The sequence below is a fragment of the Microbacterium sp. NPDC058389 genome, assembly GCF_042722305.1.
GTDB lineage: Bacteria > Actinomycetota > Actinomycetes > Actinomycetales > Microbacteriaceae > Microbacterium.
The window spans coordinates 112,896-134,018 of the sequence record NZ_JBHXJQ010000002.1; the positions used below are offsets into that span (position 1 = coordinate 112,896).

Sequence of the window (21,123 nt, forward strand, 5' to 3'; positions counted from 1 at the left end):
GGCCAAAAAAACCCCAATTGTTTGGGCTCTTAATTTACCTCCCGGCATGTTTTTTATATACCCGGCTCCTCTCTAGGGTTGTGTGTGTATTTGTGTGTGATGGGCGGGGCCCCCGCCCCCCGCAATCCACCTCTTCACGCACCCCTAGGGTGAGAGGCGAGGTGAGGCTGTGAGCGAGGGGACCGAGAGGCAGGCGTGGGGGCCGCTGTGGGTGATGCGCCCGGGCGGCAAGCCGCCCGCCGGCGGCTACTCGATGCCGTCGGTGCTGTGGTCGTCGCCGGCGCTGCGCTGGTACGTCGGCGGCGGGATCTCGCTGACCTGGATGATCAGCTCGGGCACCGAGATCGTGCACACGGCCGGGTCCACCGTCTCCGCCGTGCTCGGCCTCGTGGTGCTGGCGGTCTACGCCGTCGCCTTCCTCGTCGCGACGCCGGTCAACTGGATCCTCCCCAGACGCCGCCGTGCGATCCCGGTCCTCGTCGTGTTCGCCCTCTCGTTCGCGCTGTGGCCGTGGCTCGGCCTCGGCCTGTGCGGCCTGTGGACGTACGTCGGCGTGATCATCGCCACCGCGGTGCTGCCGTGGCGGGTGACGTGGACGTCGATCTTCTCGCTGGCGCTGCTCGCCCTCGTGTTCAACGTCATCGACTCGGGCTGGAACGCCGATGTGCTGTGGGTCCCGGCCATCATCGCGTCGATCTCGCTCATGATGGCCGCGTTCATGCGATCGCTGGATTCGCTGAACCGCATGCGCATGGCGCAGCGCGAGGTCGAGCGCCTCGCGGCGGAGCGCGAGCGCGGGCGCGTCGCGCGCGACATCCACGACATCCTCGGCCACTCGCTCACCGTGATCACGGTGAAGACCGAGCTGGCGCGCCGGCTCGTCGACGCCGACCCCGAGCGCGCCAAGGCGGAGCTCGCCGAGGTCGAGGCGCTCTCGCGCGGCGCCCTCGCCGACGTGCGGGCCACCGTGGCGGGCTTCCGCGGCGTGAGCGTGAGCGGTGAGCTCGCGGCAGCCCGTGTCGCCCTCGCCGCCGTCGACATCGCGCTCGACGCGCCGGCGACGACCGACGCCGTGCCGCCGGAGCACCGGGAGCTGGCCGGCTGGGTCGTCCGCGAAGGCGTCACGAACGTCGTGCGTCACGCTCACGCCACCCGCTGCCGAATCCGCCTCGAGCCCGGTCGGGTCGCCGTCGAGGACGACGGGGTCGGCCCTGCTTCGGCGGGGAGCGGAACCGGTCTTGCCGGGCTTCGGGAGCGGGTGGATGCCGCCGGCGGGCGCATGTCGGTCGGCCGCAGCGAGCTCGGCGGTTTCCGCCTGGAGGTGACACTGTGATCCGGCTGCTCATCGCCGACGACCAGGCGCTCGTGCGCGGCGCCCTGTCGGCGCTGCTCGGGCTGGAGCCCGACATCGAGGTCGTCGCGGAGGTCGGGCGCGGCGACGAGGTCGTGGCCGCTGCGGTCGCGGCGCAGGCCGACGTCGCGCTCCTCGACATCGAGATGCCCGGCATGGACGGGATCGCGGCGGCCGCCGAGCTGCGCTCGTCGTTGCCCTCGTGCCGCGTGCTCATCGTCACGACCTTCGGACGACCCGGGTACCTCGCCCGGGCGATGCGCTCGGGGGCATCGGGCTTCGTCGTCAAGGACACGCCGGCGGCCCAGCTCGCCGACGCCGTGCGACGCGTCGCGCAGGGCCTGCGGGTCGTCGATCCGGCGCTGGCCGCGGACTCGCTCGCTCAGGGCGCCTCGCCCCTCACCGAGCGCGAGACCGACGTGCTCGCCGCCGCCCGCACCGGCGGCTCGATCGCCGACATCGCGCGCATGCTGCACCTGTCGGAGGGCACCGTGCGCAACCACCTGTCGAGCGCCATCGGCAAGACCGAGGGCCGCAACCGCGCCGACGCCGCCCGGATCGCGGACGAGAACGGCTGGCTCTGAGCCGGTCCGACCGGGCCGGCGGCACAGCGCCGGGCTCGATCGCGTCGTCGCCCGCTGCGCGCTCCCGCAGACCTCGATGCGGCCCCGCGGTTTGACGCGCGCTAGCCGCGCAGCCCGAAGTGGTCGAGCTCGGCGTCGTCGAGCATGCGCGAGCGGATGATGAACCTGTTGCCGGTCGGTCCCTCGACGCTGAACCCGGCGCCTCTGCCGGGCACGACGTCGATCGTGAGGTGTGTGTACTTCCAGTACTCGAACTGCGCCTCCGAGATGAACACCTCGATCGGATCGTCGAGCCCCACCTCCAGCTCGCCGAGCCGGACGTCCGACGGCCCGGTGACGAACATCCCCACCGGGAAGCACATCGGGGCGCTGCCGTCGCAGCAGCCGCCCGACTGGTGGAACATCAGCTTTCCGTGCTGAGCCGTGAGCTGACGGAGAAGGGATGCCGCGGCATCCGTCATCGCCACACGCGAGTAGGTGCGGGTCTCGGCCATCGGGATCTCCGTTCTGACTGCCGGTCCTGTGCCGGTGGCCACGGTCCGGCGCCCCTCGGCACGCGGTCGTTGAGCGAGCGAGGAACGAGCGAGACGAAACGCCCCGGTCGCACGGGCGACGTAGGGCGGCCCGGGCGGAGCGTCTGGGGCGCGCTCCGCCCGGGCCCGGGATGCCGGTCCAGCCCCCCGGTGGACCGGCCGGGGGGCTCAGAAGAAGCCCATGCTGCCTTCGGCGTACGAGACCAGCAGGTTCTTCGTCTGCTGGTAGTGGTCGAGCATCTTGAGGTGGTTCTCGCGGCCGATGCCCGACTGCTTGTATCCGCCGAACGCCGCGTGCGCGGGGTACTGGTGGTAGGTGTTCGTCCAGACGCGGCCCGCCTCGATCGAGCGGCCGGCGCGGTAGGCGGTGTCGCCCGAGCGGCTCCAGACGCCGGCGCCGAGGCCGTAGAGCGTGTCGTTCGCGATCTTGACGGCGTCGTCGAAGTCGTCGAACGACGTCACCGAGACGACGGGCCCGAAGATCTCCTCCTGGAAGATGCGCATGTCGTTCGTGCCCTCGAACACCGTCGGCGCGACGTAGTAGCCGCCCGACAGGTCGCCGCCGAGGTCGACGCGCTCACCGCCGGCGAGCAGCTTCGCGCCGCCGGCCTTGCCGATCTCGATGTACGACAGGATCTTCTCGAGCTGGTCGTTCGAGGCCTGCGCACCGATCATCGTCGCCGGGTCGAGCGGGTTGCCCTGCACGATCTTCGCGACGCGGTCGAGCCCGTCGCCGAGGAACCGGTCGTAGATCGACCGCTGGATGAGCGCACGCGACGGGCACGTGCACACCTCGCCCTGGTTGAGCGCGAAGAAGGTGAAGCCCTCGAGCGCCTTGTCGTAGTAGGCGTCGTCGGTGGAGCGCGCGACATCCTCGAAGAACACGTTGGCACTCTTGCCGCCGAGTTCGAGCGTCACCGGGATGAGGTTCTGCGACGCGTACTGCATGATGAGTCGGCCGGTCGTGGTCTCGCCGGTGAACGCGACCTTGCGGATGCGCTTGTGCTGCGCGAGCGGTGCGCCCGCCTCGATGCCGAAGCCGTTGACGATGTTCACGACGCCGGCCGGCAGCAGGTCGCCGATGATGTCGAACAGGAACAGGATCGACGCCGGCGTCTGCTCGGCGGGCTTGAGCACGACGCAGTTGCCGGCCGCGAGCGCGGGGGCGAGCTTCCACGTGGCCATGAGGATCGGGAAGTTCCACGGGATGATCTGGCCGACCACCCCCAGCGGCTCGTGGAAGTGGTAGGCGACGGTGTCCTCGTCGATCTGGCTGAGCGAGCCCTCCTGGGCGCGCAGCACCCCCGCGAAGTAGCGGAAGTGGTCGACGGCGAGCGGGATGTCGGCGGCCAGGGTCTCGCGGACCGGCTTGCCGTTCTCCCACGTCTCGGCGACGGCGATGCGCTCGAGGTTCTGCTCGATGCGGTCGGCGATCTTGTTGAGGATGTTCGCGCGGTCGGCGGGCGTCGTGCGCTTCCACGACTCGAACGCCTTCCAGGCGACGTCCACGGCGCGGTCGACGTCCTCGACGGTGCCGCGGCCGACCTCGGTGAACGGCTTGCCGGTGACGGGCGAGATGTTCTCGAAGTACTGGCCCTTGATGGGCTCGACGAACTCGCCGCCGATGTAGTGGCCGTAGCGGGGGCGGTAGTCGGCGATCGAGCCGCGTTGCCCGGGGGCGGCGTAGACGCTCGAGACGCCCTCTTCGACGATGGTCATGCTGGTCTCCTTCGACGCTTCGGCGACGGTCGTCGTCACCTGCGAAGAAGGTAGGCCGCGCAACGTTGCATCACGTTGCGCGGCCTGCCCGGCTGCGCGCAGTGCGTCAGGCCCCGAGCCGCTCGCGGACGCCGGCGAAGTGGACGTTCTCCATGACGCCGAGGAGGTTGCCGAACGGATCGACGACGGATGCCGTCACGAAGCCCTCCCCGCGCACGGTGACCGGCTGGAACTCGGATGCCCCGCGCTCCAGAAGCGAGGCGTTGACGGCGGCGACGTCGTCGACCTGCCAGTACAGGATCGGGCCGCCCGGAGCGGCCGGGGCGTCGGGCCGGTAGGCCGCGTCGATGATGCCGAACTCGTGCTCGTACGGGCCGACACGGAACTCCACATAACCCGGGCGGCGGAAGTAGGGCTCGATGCCGAGCACGTCGGAGTACCAGGATGCCGCGGCGTCGAGGTCGGCGGAGTAGACGTTCTGGGTGGCGAATCCGTTGAGCATGAGGGTTCCTCTCCTTGTGTGAACCCATCATGGCGAGCATTGCGGACAGATCAGGTCCGCAATCACGCGTCGCCCTCGAGCCTTTCGATCCTCGCCACCAGGCCCGCCCGCCGCGGCGACCGCGCGGGCAGCATCGACAGGCACAGGCGCAGCAGCTCGATGTCATCGGCGCCGGCAGCACTGTCGGCGAACGCCAGCAGGACGTCGACGGATGCCTCGGCCATGAGCGCCTCGCGCAGCGCCGTCCGCACGGTGTCGCGGAACTCCTCGACCCCGGGGGCCACCGAATCTGGCAGCACCTCGCCGCGGTAGGCGGCCAGCGCCACCCGGTGGGCACCACGGTCGAGGAGCGACAGCACCTGGTGGGCGTCGGTCTCCAGCTCGACGCCCAGCCGGTAGGGCCGCGACTCGGGCACGAGGGCGGGAGCCGCCGCCGTGAGCGCGCGACGAAGGCGCACCATCTCGGCCCGGAGGGTGACGGATGCCCCGTCCCCGTCCTCCCCGTAGACCAGGTCGCCGAGCCGCTCGGCCGAGAGCCCCTGCCGGTGCACCGCGAGCATGAGCAGCAGCTCGGCATGGCGCGGCCCCAGCTCCGACACGGTCTCGGTGCCGTCGCCCGCGATCTCCAGCAGTGCACGGTCGCGCCCGAGCACGCGCAGGGTGGCGCGCATCGGCTCCGGCCTGCGGGAGGCCGGCCGGCGCGCGGAGCGCCCCGGTCCCTGAGCGTGTCGAAGGGCCCGTTCCTTCAGCCGCGCGACCAGGAGCTCTCCCTCGATGGCGCGGGCCGTGGCATCCACGAGCAGCTGAGCCTGCGGGGTGACGGCCTCCATGCCGCCCGTCACGTCGATGACGCCGAGGATGCGGCGCGTCTCGGGGTCGTGCACGGGTGCCGCGGTGCACGACCAGGGCTGCACGAGCCGGTTGAAGTGCTCCGCGCCGCGGATCTGCACCGAGTGATCGAGGGCGATCGCCGTGCCGGGGGCCGCGGTGCCCACGGCGCCCTCGGACCAGTTCGCCCCCTCGACGAAGCCCATGTCGCCCGTCAGCCGTCGTACGTTGCGGTCGCCTTCGACCCACAGCAGGCGCCCAGCCGCATCGCCCACGGCGACCGCCACACCGGACTCGGACGCGTCGCCGGGCAGCAGCAGGCCGCGCACCATGTCGATCACGGCGGCGAGCGGATGCGCCCGCCGGTACGCCTCGAGCTCCTCGGCGGTGAGGTCGAGGGGCGGCAGGGCCTCGGCTCCGACCAGGCTGTCGAGCGAGCGCCGCCACGAGTCCCGCACCAGCGACCGCACATCATCCAGCCGCTGGTCGCCCGCGTTGCCCGCGACGAGCTCCTCGTGGGCGCGCTCGATCAGCAGACGTGAGGTCTCGGGCGACACGTCACGGCGGTCTGACCAGGCTGATGGCACGGCGGCTCCGATCGGCATCGGTGGAGCGTGCGTCCAGTGTAGGGGCGGCCTCGGCCGCCGGCATCCCTCATCCGGCACCCGGGGCGCGACGATTGCGCCGACACGTCGAGACGAGGACCTCGGCCGAGCCCGACGGCGACGCGCCTGTTGTCGGCCGGAATCCCCGGTCTCGGCGACCCAAGGCCGGGACCGGGGACTCTGCGTCAGCGGGAAGGACCTATGCGGCGCGCGCGTCGAGGCGGAACACCGTCGAGGTCGACCAGCCGCTGGCCAGCGTCACCGTGACGCGATAGCGGCCGGCGAAGGCCGACGGCACCTTCCAGGCGACGCGGAGCGCCCGTGTGGCCGACGGGTCGCTGCACGCGATCTCACGCACCGACACCTTCAACGGCAGGAGCGAGCCGGTCGTCCCGGCGAGGACGACGTACGTGCGGCTCTCGACAGCGGTGTTGCCCGCGAGGTCGGTCGCGGTGGCGGTGAGGGTATGGGTGCCCTGCGTCGTCGCGTACCCCGAGACGGAGCACGTCCCGGCGCCCGACAGCGCGTCGGTCGCGCTGCAGGTCGGCGCGGCGGGGACGCCGCCCTGCGCGTAGGTCTCACCCTCCAGCGGCCCTCCCGACCAGGCGACGGAGGGCGGCGTCAGGTCGACGTCGAGCCCGGTGACCACGGCCTGCGCGGTGTTGTCGGCGGCATCGACCGCCGTTCCGGTGACGGTCTGCGCGGCACCCTCGCCGAGTGTGACCGGCTCGGCGCATGCTGCGACTCCGGACTCGCCGTCGACGACGCTCGGCGGCGTGTCCTCCCGGCAGTCGAAGGATACGACCGGCGCCGTGCGGTACCAGCCGCCGGCGTTCGGCGTCTCAGACACCGACGCCGTGATCGTCGGCGCGGTCCAGTCCAAGCGAACACTGATCTGGTTGCTCGGCGCGCTGATGTTGCCGGCGACATCCTGCACCGTCATCGCACGCGATGTCATCGAACTGAGAAGAACACTGTTGATGGGGCAGGTCCCGCTCACGATGCCGGAACCTCCGCCGTCGTCGCACGTGAAGCCGATCGTCACCGGCGATCGGTACCAGCCGGCGGCGTTCGGCTCGGTGGTCGCGGCAGCCGTGACCGTCGGTGGAGCGGAGTCGATCAGGACGGAGACGGTGTTGCTGACGCCCGCGACGCCGTTCGAATCCAGCACCCGCATCGCCGTCGAAGGGCCGGACTCGGTGAGGACCTGATCCGGAGGGCACGCGCCGTCGGGGATCGTGGACACGAGATCGCCGTCCGAGTCGAGGCCGCCGAGGCAGGTGAAGCGGATCGTCACCGGGCCGCTGTACCAGCCGGCGGCGTTCGGCTCCGTCGTCGCCGCCACCGTGATGCGGGGAGTCGGGATGACCGGACACGGCATGTTGTACACGATCACCCCGTTGGGACAGATGGTGCCGCCGTCTCCCGGACCGACGGCCTGGGCCGGCGGCGCGACCACCAGAGCCAGGGCCGCGGCGACGACGAGGGCGACGAAGTACTTCAGGGTGCGCATGACAATCTCCCGACCGGTATGGGCGGCATCGGCCGCACTCCGCGGCGCGCCGGATGGCGTCGACGCTACGGTCGGCTCGTCGCACCCGCATCGGGCAAATGCCCTATGTCGCCCCGGTCAGGCTCCGCCGCCGGCATCCCATCCCTCCCGACGGTTCGGGGCGCACGCCGTCCCTTGGGGCGCACGCGCGCCCCAAGGGACGCGATGCGCCCCAGAACCGAGAGGCGTCCTGTCAGCTCTCGCGCCACGCCTCGCGGCGGGCGGCCTGCTCGGCGGGGTCTGGCACGGGCAGCGACGCGATGAGGCGCTTGGTGTAGTCGTCCTGCGGGTCGCCGAGCACGTGGGCGGTCGGCCCCTCCTCGGCGATCACGCCCTTGTGCAGCACCACGACGCGGTGCGCGAGCATGTCGACGACGGCGAGGTCGTGCGTGATGAACAGCGTCGCGAAGCCGAAGCGCTCCTGCAGCTCGCGGAAGAGCTCGAGAACGCGTGCCTGCACCGACACGTCCAGGGCGCTCGTCGGCTCGTCGGCGATGAGGAGCTTCGGGTCGAGTGCGAGCGCCCGGGCCAGCGACGCGCGCTGACGCTGGCCGCCGGACAGCTCGTGCGGGAACCGGTCGCCGTAGTCGCCGGGCAGCTGCACGGCCTCCAGCAGCTCGTCGACCCGACCGCGGGCATCCGCCGGGCTCGAGGCCCTGCCGTGCACCACGAGCGGTTCGGCGACGCACTCGGCGATCGTCAGGAGCGGGTTGAAGCTCGTCGCGGGGTCCTGGAAGACGAAGCCCATCTCGCTGCGCCGGGGGCGGAACTCGCGCTCGCGCACCCCCCTCATCTCGGTGCCGAGCACGCGGAGAGAGCCGTCGGCGACCGGGGTGAGCCCCGCGATGGCACGACCGATCGTCGTCTTGCCCGAACCGCTCTCGCCGACCAGACCCAGCACCTCGCCGGGCGCGATCGAGAAGCTCACGCGGTCGACCGCGCGGAACGTCGGACGCCCGAGCCGCCCGGGGTACTCGATGACGAGATCGGATGCCGCCACCGCAGGCTCGCCCTCGCCCACCGCCGGAAGTCCGCGGTCGGTGATCTCGACGCGCGGCACGGCCGCGAGCAGCCGCTTCGTGTACTCGTGCTGCGGCGCGGCGAACAGCTCCTGCACGGGCGCGGTCTCGACGATCTCGCCGTTGTACATGACCGCCACGCGGTCCGCGAGATCTGCGACGACGCCCATGTTGTGCGTGATCAGCACGATCGCGGTGCCGGTCTCATCGCGCAACGTGCGCAGCAGGTCGAGGATCTCGGCCTGCACGGTCACGTCGAGCGCCGTCGTCGGCTCGTCGGCGAGGATCACCGACGGCTGCAGCGCCAGCGCCATCGCGATGACGATGCGCTGCTTCTGTCCGCCGGAGAACTGGTGCGGGTAGTCGTTGACGCGCCGTTCGGGCTCCGGGATGCCGACACGCCGCAGCATGTCGACGGCCCGCGCCATCGCCTCCTTCTTGCCGATGCGCTCGTGGGCGCGCAGACCCTCGACGAGCTGCCAGCCCACCGTGAACACGGGGTTGAGGGCCGTGGACGGCTCCTGGAAGATCATGGCCGCCTTGGCGCCGCGAAGCTCCCGCAGGTCGTCGGGGCGGATGCCGACGACGTCCTCGCCGTCCAGCAGCACCGTGCCGTGCATCGTCGCCGTCTCGGGCAGGAGGCCGAGGATCGATCGGGCGGTCACGGTCTTGCCGCTGCCGGACTCGCCGACGATCGCGAGCACCTCGCCTCGACGGACATCCAGGTCGACGCCGCGGACGGCTTCGACGTCGCCGCCGTCGGTCGAGAACGTGATCCCGAGGTCGCGGATCGAGACCGGCGTCTCGCTGGCCGTGTGCGCGGTCATTCGACCTCTCCCATGAACTCTCGGGTCACCGGCTGCTGCGCGGCGACCGCGTCGGCGGGCGTCGCCTTCTTCGTCGTGCGGCGACGGGCGCGCAGCCGCGGGTCGGCGAGGTCGTTGAGGCTCTCGCCGATCAACGTGATGCCGAGCACGACCAGCACGATCGCAACGCCGGGCGGGATCGAGGTCCACCAGATGCCGCTCGTGACGTCGCTGAGCGACTTGTTGAGGTCGTATCCCCAGTCGGCGGCGGCCGTCGGCTCGATGCCGAACCCGAGGAAGCCGAGGGCGGCGAGGGTCAGGATCGCCTCGGAGGCGTTGAGCGTGAAGATGAGCGGCAGCGTACGCGTGGCGTTGCGGAACACGTGGCGGAACATGATGCGCCACGTCGAGGCGCCCGTCACCTTGGCCGACTCGACGAACGCCTCGGACTTCACGCGCACCGTCTCGGCACGCACGACGCGGAAGTACTGCGGGATGAACACGACGGTGATCGCGATGGACGCCGACAGGATGCTGCCCCACAGGCCCGACTGTCCGCCGCTGATCGCGATCGAGGCGACGATCGCGAGCAGCAGCGTCGGGAACGCATAGATCGCGTCGGCGACCACGACGAGCGTGCGGTCGGCCCAGCCGCCGAAATAGCCCGACACGAGGCCCAGCAGGATGCCGGCGAAGATCGACAGCACGACGGCGACGATGATCACGAGCAGCGCGGTCTGCGCCCCCCAGATCGTGCGCGAGAGCACGTCGTACCCGCCGACCGTCGTACCGAGCCAGTGTTCGGCACTGGGTGGCTGCTGCGACCCGAAGTTCTGCCCGTCCACGCTCAGCTGGTTGTAGCTGTACGGCGCGATCCACGGTGCGAAGATCGCCATGACGAGGAAGAAGGCGGTGAGCAGGAGGCCCGCCACGAGCATCCCGCGCTGCAGGCCGACGCTCTGGCGGAACTGGTGGATGACCGGCAGGCGGTCGATCAGACGAAGGCGCGCCATGTCAGTACCTCACCCGCGGGTCGACGAAGGCCGCGATGACGTCGACGATGAAGTTCGTGAACGCGACGATGATCGCCAGCAGCACCACGATGCCCTGCACGGCGACGAAGTCGCGTGCCAGCAGATACTGCGTCAGCTGGAAGCCGAGGCCCTTCCACTCGAACGTCGTCTCGGTCAGCACCGCGCCGCCGAGCAGCAGGGCGATCTGCAGACCGATCACCGTGATGATCGGGATGAGCGCGGGCCGGTAGGCGTGGGTGCGCACCAGACGCCCCTCGCCGACGCCGCGGGAACGGGCCGCGTCGATATACGGCATGTTGAACGTGCCGATGACGTTGGTGCGCACGAGACGCAGGAAGATGCCGGCGGTGAGCAGACCCAGGCACGCCGCGGGCAGGATGGCGTGGATCAGCACGTCCTGCACGTAGGCGGGGTTGCCTGACGCGATCGCGTCGATCAGGTAGATCCCGGTGCCGCCCTCGCGGTTCAGCGCGATCTCGGTGCGCACGTTGGCGCGCCCGCTGGCGGGCAGCCAGTCCAGCCACACCGAGAAGATCAGCTTGGCGACCAGACCCGAGAAGAACACGGGCGTCGCGTAGAAGAGGATCGCCGACACCCGCAGTGTCGCGTCGGTCGGGCGGTCGCGACGCGCGGCCGCCAGCATCCCGAGCGGGATTCCGACCGCGAAGGCGATGAGCAGGGCGTAGACCGCGAGCTCGAGGGTCGCGGCGCCGTACGTGAGCAGCACCTCAGAGACGGGCTGGTTGTCGGAGAGCGTGGTGCCGAAGTTGCCCGTGAAGATCTGGCCGAGGTACTCGAAGTACTGCACGAGGATCGGCCGGTCGTACCCGGCCTGGTGGATGCGCTCCTGCAGCTGATCGGGCGGCAGCCGGCCGCCCAGCGCGGCGGTGATCGGGTCGCCTGTCAACCGCATCAGGAAGAACACGAGCGTCACGAGGATGAGGATCGTGGGGAAGATCAGGATGAACCTGATCAGCAGATAGCGCCACAGTGTGCCGCCACCGCGGCCTTTGCGGCGGTGCAGCAGGGGCGGCGGCTCGTCCACGGGGACGACGGCGACATCGGTTGTCGTCATTGACTCAGGTCCTGCTTTCGTGTCCGGTTCTCGGGTGAACGCGGGCGGACGCGGACGTGGGGCGGCCCTGGCTGGGGCCGCCCCACGCTCACGGTGCTACTTCTTCTCGAGCGGCGCGAAACGGAACTTGAACGAGGCGTCGAGAGTGACCCCGCTCATGTCCTTCGTCGCGTAGGCCGTCTCGTTGCCCTGCAGCAGCGGCAGGGTCGAGAGCAGCTCGCCGACGCGGGCCTGGATGTCCTCGATCTCCTGCGTGCGGGCGGCAGGGTCGGTCTCGGTCGCCTGCTTCAGGATGAGCTCCTCGGTCTGGGCGTCGCTGAAGTGGTTGCCCAGGAAGTTCTTCGTCAGGAAGAACGGGGTGAGGTAGCTGTCGGGGTCGCTGTAGTCCGGGTACCAGCCGAGCTGGTAGGCCGGGTACACGTCCGCCGTGCGGTCCTTCGAGTACTGCACCCACTCGGTGGACTGCAGGTCGACCTCGAACAGGCCGTCGGCCTCGAGCTGCTGCTTGACCATCGCGTACTCGTCACCCGACGACGGGCCGTAGTGGTCGTCCGAGTTGTACTGCAGGCTGAGCTTCACCGGGATCGTGACGCCGGCGGCCTCGAGCGTCGCCTTGGCCTTCTGGGCGTCGGGTCCGCCGTTGCCGTCGCCGTAGAGGTCCTTCAGCACCTCGGTGGCGCCGTTGAAGCCCTTGGCGACGAAGGAGTACAGCGGCTGGTAGGTGTCCTTGTAGACCTGCGTGGCGATCGCCTGTCGGTCGACGAGGTCGGCGGCGGCCTGACGGACCGCGAGTGCCTTCGCCGCGTCGGCCTCGGGCGTGGTCGCGCCGTACGGCATCGTGTCGAAGTTGAACACGATGTAGCGGATCGAGCCGCCGGGTCCTTCGGTGACCGCGACATCGTCGTTCTTCTTGAGGTCCGCCGTGTCGGTGGGGGACAGCGTGCGGTACGCGACGTCGATGTCACCCTGCTGGATGGCGAGCTTCAGGTTCGACGACTCGGCGAAGTACTGCAGGACGACGGCCGAGTTCGCGGGCTTGTCGAGCAGGCCCTTGTAGTTCTCGTTGGGCTCGAACTCCACCGTCTTGTTGAAGTCGTAGGAAGTGATCTTGTACGGACCGCCGAAGGCGTCGGCCTTCACGATGTCGGTGTCGGGCGTGACGGCATCCGCCGAGAACACCTCGTCGTCGACGATCGCGCCGGGGAAGCTCGTCAGGATGTACGGGAAGATCTGGTCGTTCGCGGTCTTCAGGTGGAAGACGACCGTGGTGTCGTCGGGGGTCTCGACGCTGTCGAGGTTGTAGAGCAGGCTGGAGGCGCCGTTCGGGTCGTTGATCGCGATGTTTCGGTCGAACGAGAACTTGACGTCGGCCGAGGTCAGGTCGTTTCCGTTGGCCCACTTGAGCCCGGCCGGCAGCTTCACGGTGTACTCGGTCGGTGAGGTGAACTCGGCCGACTCGGCGAGGTCGGGCACGACCTCGGTGCTGTTGTAGTCGGTGTTCACGAGGTACGGGAAGACCTGCGTCTGCACCGTCAGCGAGCCGTTGTCGTACGAGCCGGCGGGGTCGAGCGTGGTGACCTTGTCCGTCGTGCCCACGATGATCGAGGCGTCGCCGGAGTCGCCCGAGTCGCCTCCGTTGCCGCCCCCTCCGCCGGCGCAGCCGGCGAGGAGCAGGGCCGATGCCCCGAATGCTCCGATGGCGAGACCGATCCGGCCGCGCGCGCTGTGGTGCAGTGACATGAGTGCTACCTCTGCTGTGTCGGGTTGCCGCGTCTCCGATGACACGACTCGTTCGGGCTATCTTCACCCGCTCCCGGCGTCACGGCAATCGAGTGAACGATTCGTAACCGAACTGAAACCCGCCTGACTTGACACCGGGTGTCAGGCTGCACCCCCGCTGCGGGCCGCGGCGCGGCGGTCGATGACATTCGTCGCGAGGCGATGCAGCGGCCACGTCAGCAGCAGGAGGAACATGACGTAGTACCCGAGCGCGGGGATCAGCAGCGACGCCGCGAGCGCCAGCGCGAAGAGCGCGGCCATGATCACGTCGGCCGCAAGCCCGTGACGCAGGCGGATCGGCTCGATCCGGTGGAGCTCGGGATGCCGCATCACCGTCAGTCGCGTGACCATGAGCATCAGGCTCGTGGCCAGCAGCGAGCCGATGTAGAGCACCTTCTGGGTGGCATCCGTCTCCATCTGCCCGACGATCGCCGTGGCGACCGGCAGCCACACGATCGTGAACATCCAGGCGACGGTGAGCCAGACGAGCCCGTTCGTCTGGCTCACCCAGAAGTTGGCGATCAGCACGAAGCTCAGGGCGAAGGTGAGCAGCTGCGTCGACTCGTCGTCCAGCCATTCGGCGGCGTTCACGCCCTCGCGGCCGAGCTCGGTCACGCTCTCCATCAGGGGGAGGATCAGCAGCGTCATCGCGATGGCGACGACGGCGTCGGTGAACGCCTTCAGCCGATCGGCCGACAGCAGGGGCGCTGCCACGCCGACGCGGTCGACGTCGTCGCTCACACTCGCTCGTCCCACCAGGCCCGCAGGCGCCGCTCCGCCTCGTCCTCGCCGACGATGCCCTCGTCAAGTCGCAGGTCGAGGAGGAACCGGTACGCCTCGCCCACCTCGCGCCCTGGCGGGATGCCCAGGGCCTGCTGGATGCGATTGCCGTCGAGCTCGGGCCGGATGGCATCGAGCTCCTCCTGCTCGGCGAGCTCGCCGATGCGCCGCTCGATGTCGTCGTAGGCGGCGGCCAGGCCCCGCGCCTTGCGCACGTTGCGGGTGGTCACGTCGGCACGCGTGAGGATGTGGAGGCGTTCGAGCTCGGGGCCGGCATCCCGGACGTACCGGCGCACCGCCGAGTCGGTCCAGGCGCCCTCGGAGTAGCCGAAGAACCGCAGGTGCAGCTCGATCAGCCGCGACACGGTCGCGATCGTGTCGGAGTCGAAGCGCAGCTCCTGCAGGCGCTTGCGCGCGAGGCGGGCGCCCTTGAGGTCGTGGTGGTAGAACGTCACGCCGCCGCCGGGCTCCAGGCGCCGTGTGGCCGGCTTGCCGATGTCGTGCAGCAGCGACGCGAGGCGGAGGGGCACGTCGGGAGCGGCATCCGGGTTCCGCGTCCGCTCGAGCTCGATCGCCTGCCGCAGCACGGTGAGCGAGTGCTCGTACACGTCCTTGTGATGGTGATGCTCGTCGACCTCGAGCTTGAGCGCGGGGATCTCGGGCAGGAACTCGGCCATGAGCCCGGTCTCGACGAGCAGCCGGACACCGCGCACCGGATCGTCGGTCGCCAGGAGCTTCACGAGCTCGCCCTGGATGCGCTCGGGGCTCACGATGGACAGGGTCTGGCGCAGCTCCGCCATCGCCGCCTCGGTGGCCGGGTCGACCGAGAATCCGAGCTGCGACGAGAAGCGGGCCGCACGCAGCATGCGCAGCGGGTCGTCGCCGAAGCTCACCTGCGGATCGGCGGGCGTGCGCAGCACGCCGTGCACGAGGTCCTCGACGCCGCCGGTCGGGTCGACGAGTGTGCGGCCCGGCACACGCAGCGCCATGGCGTTGACCGTGAAGTCGCGGCGCACGAGGTCGCCCTCGAGCGTGTCGCCGAACTCGACGGTCGGCTTGCGGGTGACGCCGTCGTAGCTGTCGGCGCGGTAGGTCGTGATCTCGACCTGCTCGCCGCGCACGCGCGCGCCGATGGTGCCGAACGCGCGCCCGATGTCCCATTGCGTGGAACTCACCGGCTTCACGACCCGCAGGATGTCGTCCGGCCGCGCGTCGGTCGTGAAGTCGAGGTCGTTGGTGCGCCGGCCGAGCAGCGCATCGCGCACGGGACCTCCCACGATCGCGAGGTCGAAACCGGCATCCGCGAAGGCGCGGGCGAGCGTGTCGACGACGGGGGACTCGGCGAGCGCACCGAGGCGCGCGACGCCCTCGGCCATGTTGAGCATGGTCTCCAGCCTATCGAGCGTCAGTCGGCGAACCGCAGGAATCCGGTGAACAGCAGCTCGCGCACGCGGGGGAGCAGGTCGGCGCGCAGCGCCGCCGGGTCGACGTCGAGCAGCTGGGCGATCGCATCGATCAGCACCCCGACCGCGAGGTCGCCGTCGCACGCGCCGACGAGCGCCGCGAGTCCCGGGTCCACCCCGAGCGCTCGTCCGAACCCGCCGCCCTGTCGCAGCTCGATGACGGTGGGGTCCTCGGCTCCCGGCAGGTGATGGCGGGCCTCCGTGACGTCTCCCGCGACGACGAGAGTGGATGCCGCCACCCCGGCGTCGTCGAGGGTCCGCAGCCGATCGTGAGCGGCGAGGGCGTCGGCCAGGTGCGCGCCCAGGCTGTCACCGGCGAGAGCGGTGTGGAGCCGCTCGTACCGGGCGAGCGTCGGCTCGCCCTCCGCGGGACGCCGCAGGAGCAGGTAGCCGAACCCCACCTCGGTGACGCGGCGGTCCGAGAAGTCGTCGAGCCACGCGTCGACGAGGCGTGTGAAGCCATCTGTCCCGGCGAGCGTGCCGCCGTCGCGCACCCACAGCTCGGCGTACGACAGCGGGTCGAGGCTCTCGCGCTCGACCACCCACGCGTCCAGCGGCACGGGCGACGCTTCGACCCAGCCGCGCACGCGCTCGAGCCCGTCGACGCCGTCGCGCGTCTCCCAGTTTCCGAGCAGCTGGGCGACACCGCCGGGCGTGAGATGCGCGCCCACACCGGTGACGAACGCCGACACGACGTCGTCGCCCACCATGCCGCCGTCGCGGTACTCGTACGAGGGCACGTCGGCGACCCGCGGCGTGATGACGAACGGCGGGTTCGACACGACGCGGTCGAACTGCTCGCTGGCGACGGGCTCGAACAGGCTGCCGAGCCGCGTCTCGATGCCCTCGACGCCGTTCAGCAGCGCGTTGAGCCTTGTGAACGCGAGCGCCCTCGCCGAGATGTCGGTGGCGACGACGTGGTCGACCTGCGCGCGGGCGCGCAGCGCCTGGATGCCGCATCCCGCCCCCACATCGAGTCCCCGCGCCACGGGCGTCGGCAGCTGCAGCCCGGCCAGCGTCAGCGACGCACCGCCGACCCCGAGCACGTGGTCCTCGGGCAGCGGACCGCCCAGCGCCGCCTCGTCGAGGTCGCTCGCGATCCACCACTGTCCGGACCCGGTCGCGTCGGCGTACGACTGCGGCCGCACGACCGCCAGCGGTCGCACGCGGTCGTCCTCGACCGCCGCCAGCCCGAGCGTCACGAGGCCGGCGGCCTTCGTGCGGGGGAGAGCGAGATCCGTGGATGCCGCGGCCTCCGGCATCCCGAGCACGAGAAGTCTCGACAGCACGGCGAGGGCGTCGTCGCGCGCGCCGAGCGCGCGCAGCGCCGGGGAGCGGAGACCTCGCGCGATGGCGTCGTCGGCCGCGGCTCCCCACGCGTCACGCACGCCCTCGGCGGTGAAGCCGGCGTCGCGGAGGTCGGCGGCGAGCGAGCGGCAGAGGGCGGGGTCCGGTTCGGGCAGCACATCTTCACGTTATCCGGCCCGGCCGCGTGTTTCCCGGGATCCTCCCCCGCCCGCCCGGCATCCGGCGGGCTCGGAGGCGCTGACCGTAGAATCGCAGTCGATCGTGCGGTCAGGACATCGCACAGGAGCGAACCCCCGACAGGATGATCGTGACCAGACCGCGAGCTCTGCGGCGCCCCCCACGCCGCGCCCCTCGCCTTGTGACCGCCGGCTTCGCCGCCGTGGCGGCACTGGCGGTCGTGCTGCCTGCTCCCGCGTTCGCCGCGACCGAGCCGGCGCCCACCCCGACTCCCACGTCGTCGATCGCCCCGGGCACGACGGTGTTCACCCTGTCGCCCGTGTCGAACGGCATCGTGCGCCCAGGCGACGCCTTGACCGTCTGGGTCTCGCTGCAGAACGGCACGGCGGCCGAGCTCCCCGCCACCGAGATCACGGTGTCGCTCGGTCGCACGCCGCTCGCCTCGCGCACGGCGCTGCGGGACTGGCTCGGCGGCGATCTCGACGAGGCCGCCGTCGCTCCCATCGCCACCAAGACGCTCGACCCCGTCGCCCCCGGCACGGACGAGGAGGGCGCGCTCACCCTCGCCGCCGACGACCCCGCGCTGGCGGGGCTGGCTCCGGGCGTCTACCCGCTCGTGGCGTCGTACACCTCCGACGCGGGGCTCGTGACGTCCACGAGCGCCGTCGTCGTCCCGGACGACAGCCGCGCACCCGTCACCGTGGGCGTCGTCGTGCCGATCACGGCCGGTCCGCGCGAAGAGGGCCTGCTGACGTCGGACGAGCTCGCCGAGCTCACGGCCCCCGACGGTGCGCTGACCAGCCAGCTCGGCGCGGTCACCGGCACCGACGCGATCCTCGCCGTCGACCCCGCGATCCCCGCAGCGATCCGCGTGCTCGGCACAGCTGCGCCCCAGCCCGCGCTGGAGTGGCTCGCACAGCTCGACGCGCTCCCGAACTCCCGTTTCGCGCTGCAGTTCGGCGACGCAGACGTGACGGCGCAGCTGCAGTCGGGCCTCGGGCGACCCCTCAGCCCCACCTCGTTCACCTACGCGATGTCTGCCGACGACTTCACCGCGGTCGCGCCGTCGCCCGAGCCGACGCCGACACCCACGCCGACACCCAGCCCCACCGCGACTCCGACGCCCGACGACGCACTGCCGTCCACCGAGGAGCTGCTCGACATCGGCCCCGCCGATCGCGCGGCGATGTACTGGCCGGCCGACGGCACGGCCGACGCCGGGGTCGTCGAGACACTCGGCGGCCTCGACACCGACGACACCGCATCGCTCACGGTGATCCCCTCGGCGACGACCCGCACCGGCGCAGCCGGGGGGACGGTCGCAGCACACGGCCTCATCGGCGACGCCGATGTGCTCGTCTACGACAGCGACGTCTCGCAATCCCTGCTCGAGGGGTCGCAGCGCGAAGAGACGTGGCTGCGTGGCGCGCCGCTCACCGCCGCAACGGCCTACCTCGCGTTCGCGACGGCCGAGTCCTCGGGCCCGCTCCTGGTCACCGTCGGCCGCGGCGAGGACCGCTCGCGGCTCGGCCTCGGCACCGCCATCACGGCTGCCGCCGCCGCCCCCGGCGTCGAACCGCGCACGCTGGCGACGGTCGCATCGGGCGACGCCGTGCCCCTCGAGCTCACCGACATCGACGCCTCGCCCGAGCGTGCGGCCGCGGCATCCGCCCTCGTCGGCGACGAGAGCGAGCTCGGCCGCTTCGCGACGATCCTCGACGAGCCGTCACTGCTCACCGGACGCGAGCGCGCCGCGATGCTGCAGGTGCTGGGCGTCGCGTGGGTCGGCGATGCCGAATGGCCGAGCGTGCTCGCCGACCACCGCGAAGCCACCCGGACGACGCTCGACTCCGTCGGGCTGCTGCCGACGACGCCGACCAACCTGTTCGGCTCGCGGGCCCCGCTGCAGTTCTGGGTGCGCAACGACCTGCCGTACCCGGTCAACCTCGTGCTGTACACGAGCCCCGACAACCTGCGGCTCGACGTCCAGGGCGAGACACCCGTCGTCGCCACGCCGCAGAGCAACACGCGCGTCGACGTGCCCGTGCAGGCTCGTGTCGGCCGCGGCGAGGTCACCCTGACACTGCAGCTGCGCAGCCCGGCGTTCGTCGCCATCGGCGAGCCCGAGACGGTCGACATCAACGTGTGGGCCGATTGGGAGGGCGTGGGCATCACGGCCCTCGCCGTCGTCATCGGCGGGCTGGTCGTGGTCGGCGTGGTCCGCACCGTCCTGCGCATGCGACGCCGGCGTCGCCCCGTGGATGCCGCCACTCCGGGCAGTGAGACGCCCGAGACCGACGCGGCCGGAGCCTCTGCCGCCGCAGAGACGGCGGACGAGGCATCCACCCCGTCCACCGGTGACGACGACGGGATCGAAAGATGAGCGGCATCGGACGCGCCAGCGTCATGATCGGCGCCGGCACGATCGTGTCACGGCTGACCGGATTCCTGCGCGGGATCGTCCTCGTCGCAGTCGTGGGGTCGGTCATGAGCCCCGCGGGTGACGCGTTCGCGACGGCCAACCAGCTGCCGAACAACATCTACGCGCTGATCTCGACCGGTCTGCTCACCGCCGTCGTGGTGCCGCAGATCGTGAAGGCGGCATCGCACGAGGACGGCGGACGCGCCTTCATCTCGAAGGTGTTCACGCTCGGCACCGTCGTGCTGCTGGTGACGACGGTGCTCGCCACCCTGCTCGCGCCGTGGCTCGTGCAGCTGTACGCCCCGGGCTACTCCCCCGATCAGCTCGCCCTCGCCACCACGTTCGCCTACTGGTGCCTGCCGCAGATCCTGTTCTACGGCCTGTACGCACTCGTCGGCGAAGCCCTCAACGCACGCCGCATCTACGGCCCGTTCACGTGGGCGCCGATCGTCAACAACATCGTGTCGATCGCGGGCTTCGGCCTGTTCCTCGTCCTGTTCGGCGGCCCGCTCACCGAGGTCGTGGACTGGACGCCCGAGATGATCGCCCTCCTCGCCGGCACCGCCACGCTCGGCATCGTGGTCCAGGCCGTCATCCTGTTCTTCTTCTGGCGTCGCACCGGGCTGCACGTGCGCCCCGACTTCGTCTGGCGGGGCGTCGGCCTCGGGCAGATCGGCCGGCTCGCGGGCTGGACGTTCCTCATGGTCGCCGCGGGCCAGATCGCGGGTCTGCTCCAGGGCCGTGTCGTCTCGGAGGCGTCGGGTGACGGACCCGCGGCAGCCGCCATGGGCTACGCGTGGCTGCTGTTCATGCTCCCGTACTCGATCATCGTCCTCTCCATCGGCACCCCGTACTTCACGCAGCTCAGCGAGCACGCCCACGCCGGGCGCCACGACGAGGTGCGCGGCGACATCGGCCGCAGCATCCGCACGCTCGGCGTGTTCGTGGTGTTCTCCACCTTCGTGCTCGCCGCCGCCGCCGTGCCCGCCTCGCGCATCTTCACCAACTCGGCGAGCGAGGCAGTGCAGGCGGCCTGGGTGCTGCTGGCGTATCTCGTCGCACTGATCCCGCTCGCCGTGCTGTTCGTCATCCAGCGCACGTTCTACGCCTACGACGACACCCGCACGCCCTTCTACTTCACGCTCGTGCAGTGCGCGATCGTCGTCGCGACCGCCTATGGCGCGTGGGGCCTCGTCGACGCCGGCGTCATCGGGCTCGAGTACCTCGCCGCCGTCGTGGCGCTCGGGCAGTCCCTCGCGAGCATCGTCCAGGTCGTCATCGCGACGTGGCTCCTCCAGCGACGGCTGGGGAGCCTCGGCACCTCGTCCTGGCTGCTCTCGCTCGGTCGTTTCGTGATCGCCGCGATCCCGGCCGCGGCCGCCGGCTGGGGCGTCTTCGTCCTCCTCGGCGGAGCGGACGGCTGGACGGCATCCAGCCCCCTGCTCGGCGCCGTCGGATCGGCGATCATCGGCGTCGCGTCGGTGGTGGTCTACGTCGCCTTGCTCGCGCTGCTCCGCGTGCCCGAGCTGTCGGTCGCGACAGGCCTGCTGCGCCGATTCCTTCCCGGCGGACGCTGAGCGCGCCGA

Annotated in this window: 16 protein-coding genes; 4 read left to right on the forward strand and 12 right to left on the reverse strand. The window is 70.9% G+C overall.

The features are described from left to right. Positions 1 to 169: 169 nt before the first annotated feature. Positions 170 to 1,333 carry a histidine kinase gene (locus ACFWJ8_RS03375; protein WP_378808940.1) on the forward strand — a complete coding sequence of 388 codons (1,164 nt, stop codon included), beginning with the start codon at positions 170 to 172 and terminating at the stop codon, positions 1,331 to 1,333. Next, complete coding sequence (locus ACFWJ8_RS03380) at positions 1,330 to 1,935, forward strand: DNA-binding response regulator (protein ID WP_378808942.1); 606 nt, start codon at positions 1,330 to 1,332, stop codon at positions 1,933 to 1,935. Before ACFWJ8_RS03375 ends, ACFWJ8_RS03380 begins: the two co-directional genes overlap by 4 nt. Positions 1,936 to 2,036: 101 nt before the next feature. On the opposite strand, the gene ACFWJ8_RS03385 is transcribed toward ACFWJ8_RS03380, so the two are convergent. From ACFWJ8_RS03385 to ACFWJ8_RS03440, 12 genes are all read right to left on the reverse strand, one after another. Then, positions 2,037 to 2,429, reverse strand: coding sequence for a DUF779 domain-containing protein (locus tag ACFWJ8_RS03385; protein ID WP_378808945.1), 393 nt, complete (start codon positions 2,427 to 2,429; stop codon positions 2,037 to 2,039). Between the two features lie 207 nt (positions 2,430 to 2,636). Then, positions 2,637 to 4,187: an aldehyde dehydrogenase family protein gene (locus ACFWJ8_RS03390; protein WP_378808948.1), complete on the reverse strand. Its 1,551-nt coding sequence runs from the start codon at positions 4,185 to 4,187 to the stop codon at positions 2,637 to 2,639. Positions 4,188 to 4,293: 106 nt separating this feature from the next. Further along, positions 4,294 to 4,689: a VOC family protein gene (locus tag ACFWJ8_RS03395; RefSeq protein ID WP_378808950.1), complete on the reverse strand. Its 396-nt coding sequence runs from the start codon at positions 4,687 to 4,689 to the stop codon at positions 4,294 to 4,296. Positions 4,690 to 4,751: 62 nt separating this feature from the next. Continuing rightward, entirely contained in the window at positions 4,752 to 6,122 is a 1,371-nt protein-coding gene (locus tag ACFWJ8_RS03400) for a transcriptional regulator (RefSeq protein ID WP_378808952.1), read from the reverse strand. A 199-nt stretch (positions 6,123 to 6,321) separates the two neighbouring features. Beyond that, on the reverse strand, positions 6,322 to 7,635 hold the full coding sequence (locus ACFWJ8_RS03405) for a hypothetical protein (RefSeq protein ID WP_378808955.1): 1,314 nt from the start codon (positions 7,633 to 7,635) through the stop codon (positions 6,322 to 6,324). A 232-nt stretch (positions 7,636 to 7,867) separates the two neighbouring features. Beyond that, a complete protein-coding gene (locus tag ACFWJ8_RS03410) occupies positions 7,868 to 9,520 on the reverse strand; it encodes an ABC transporter ATP-binding protein (protein ID WP_378808957.1) in 1,653 nt (550 codons plus the stop codon). Continuing rightward, positions 9,517 to 10,512 (reverse strand): ABC transporter permease, encoded by a 996-nt coding sequence (locus ACFWJ8_RS03415; protein WP_378808960.1) that lies wholly within the window; start codon positions 10,510 to 10,512, stop codon positions 9,517 to 9,519. The genes ACFWJ8_RS03410 and ACFWJ8_RS03415 overlap by 4 nt, the downstream gene beginning before the upstream one ends. A gap of 1 nt (position 10,513) precedes the next feature. Next, positions 10,514 to 11,608 carry an ABC transporter permease gene (locus tag ACFWJ8_RS03420; RefSeq protein WP_378808962.1) on the reverse strand — a complete coding sequence of 365 codons (1,095 nt, stop codon included), beginning with the start codon at positions 11,606 to 11,608 and terminating at the stop codon, positions 10,514 to 10,516. A gap of 96 nt (positions 11,609 to 11,704) precedes the next feature. Beyond that, positions 11,705 to 13,348 carry an ABC transporter substrate-binding protein gene (locus ACFWJ8_RS03425; RefSeq protein WP_378808965.1) on the reverse strand — a complete coding sequence of 548 codons (1,644 nt, stop codon included), beginning with the start codon at positions 13,346 to 13,348 and terminating at the stop codon, positions 11,705 to 11,707. A gap of 141 nt (positions 13,349 to 13,489) precedes the next feature. Then, positions 13,490 to 14,128, reverse strand: coding sequence for a TMEM175 family protein (locus ACFWJ8_RS03430; RefSeq protein ID WP_378808967.1), 639 nt, complete (start codon positions 14,126 to 14,128; stop codon positions 13,490 to 13,492). Further along, complete coding sequence (locus ACFWJ8_RS03435; protein ID WP_378808970.1) at positions 14,125 to 15,552, reverse strand: CCA tRNA nucleotidyltransferase; 1,428 nt, start codon at positions 15,550 to 15,552, stop codon at positions 14,125 to 14,127. The genes ACFWJ8_RS03430 and ACFWJ8_RS03435 overlap by 4 nt, the downstream gene beginning before the upstream one ends. Before the next feature lie 20 nt (positions 15,553 to 15,572). Beyond that, on the reverse strand, positions 15,573 to 17,096 hold the full coding sequence (locus ACFWJ8_RS03440; RefSeq protein WP_378808972.1) for a methyltransferase: 1,524 nt from the start codon (positions 17,094 to 17,096) through the stop codon (positions 15,573 to 15,575). Between the two features lie 200 nt (positions 17,097 to 17,296). On the opposite strand from ACFWJ8_RS03440, the gene ACFWJ8_RS03445 reads away from it, so the two are divergent. Both ACFWJ8_RS03445 and murJ read left to right on the forward strand, forming a co-directional pair. Then, the gene (locus tag ACFWJ8_RS03445; RefSeq protein WP_378808973.1) at positions 17,297 to 19,498 is read left to right on the forward strand and encodes a DUF6049 family protein; all 2,202 of its coding nucleotides are present in this window, start codon (positions 17,297 to 17,299) and stop codon (positions 19,496 to 19,498) included. After that, entirely contained in the window at positions 19,495 to 21,114 is a 1,620-nt protein-coding gene (gene murJ, locus ACFWJ8_RS03450) for a murein biosynthesis integral membrane protein MurJ (RefSeq protein ID WP_378808975.1), read from the forward strand. Before ACFWJ8_RS03445 ends, murJ begins: the two co-directional genes overlap by 4 nt. Positions 21,115 to 21,123: the final 9 nt, after the last annotated feature.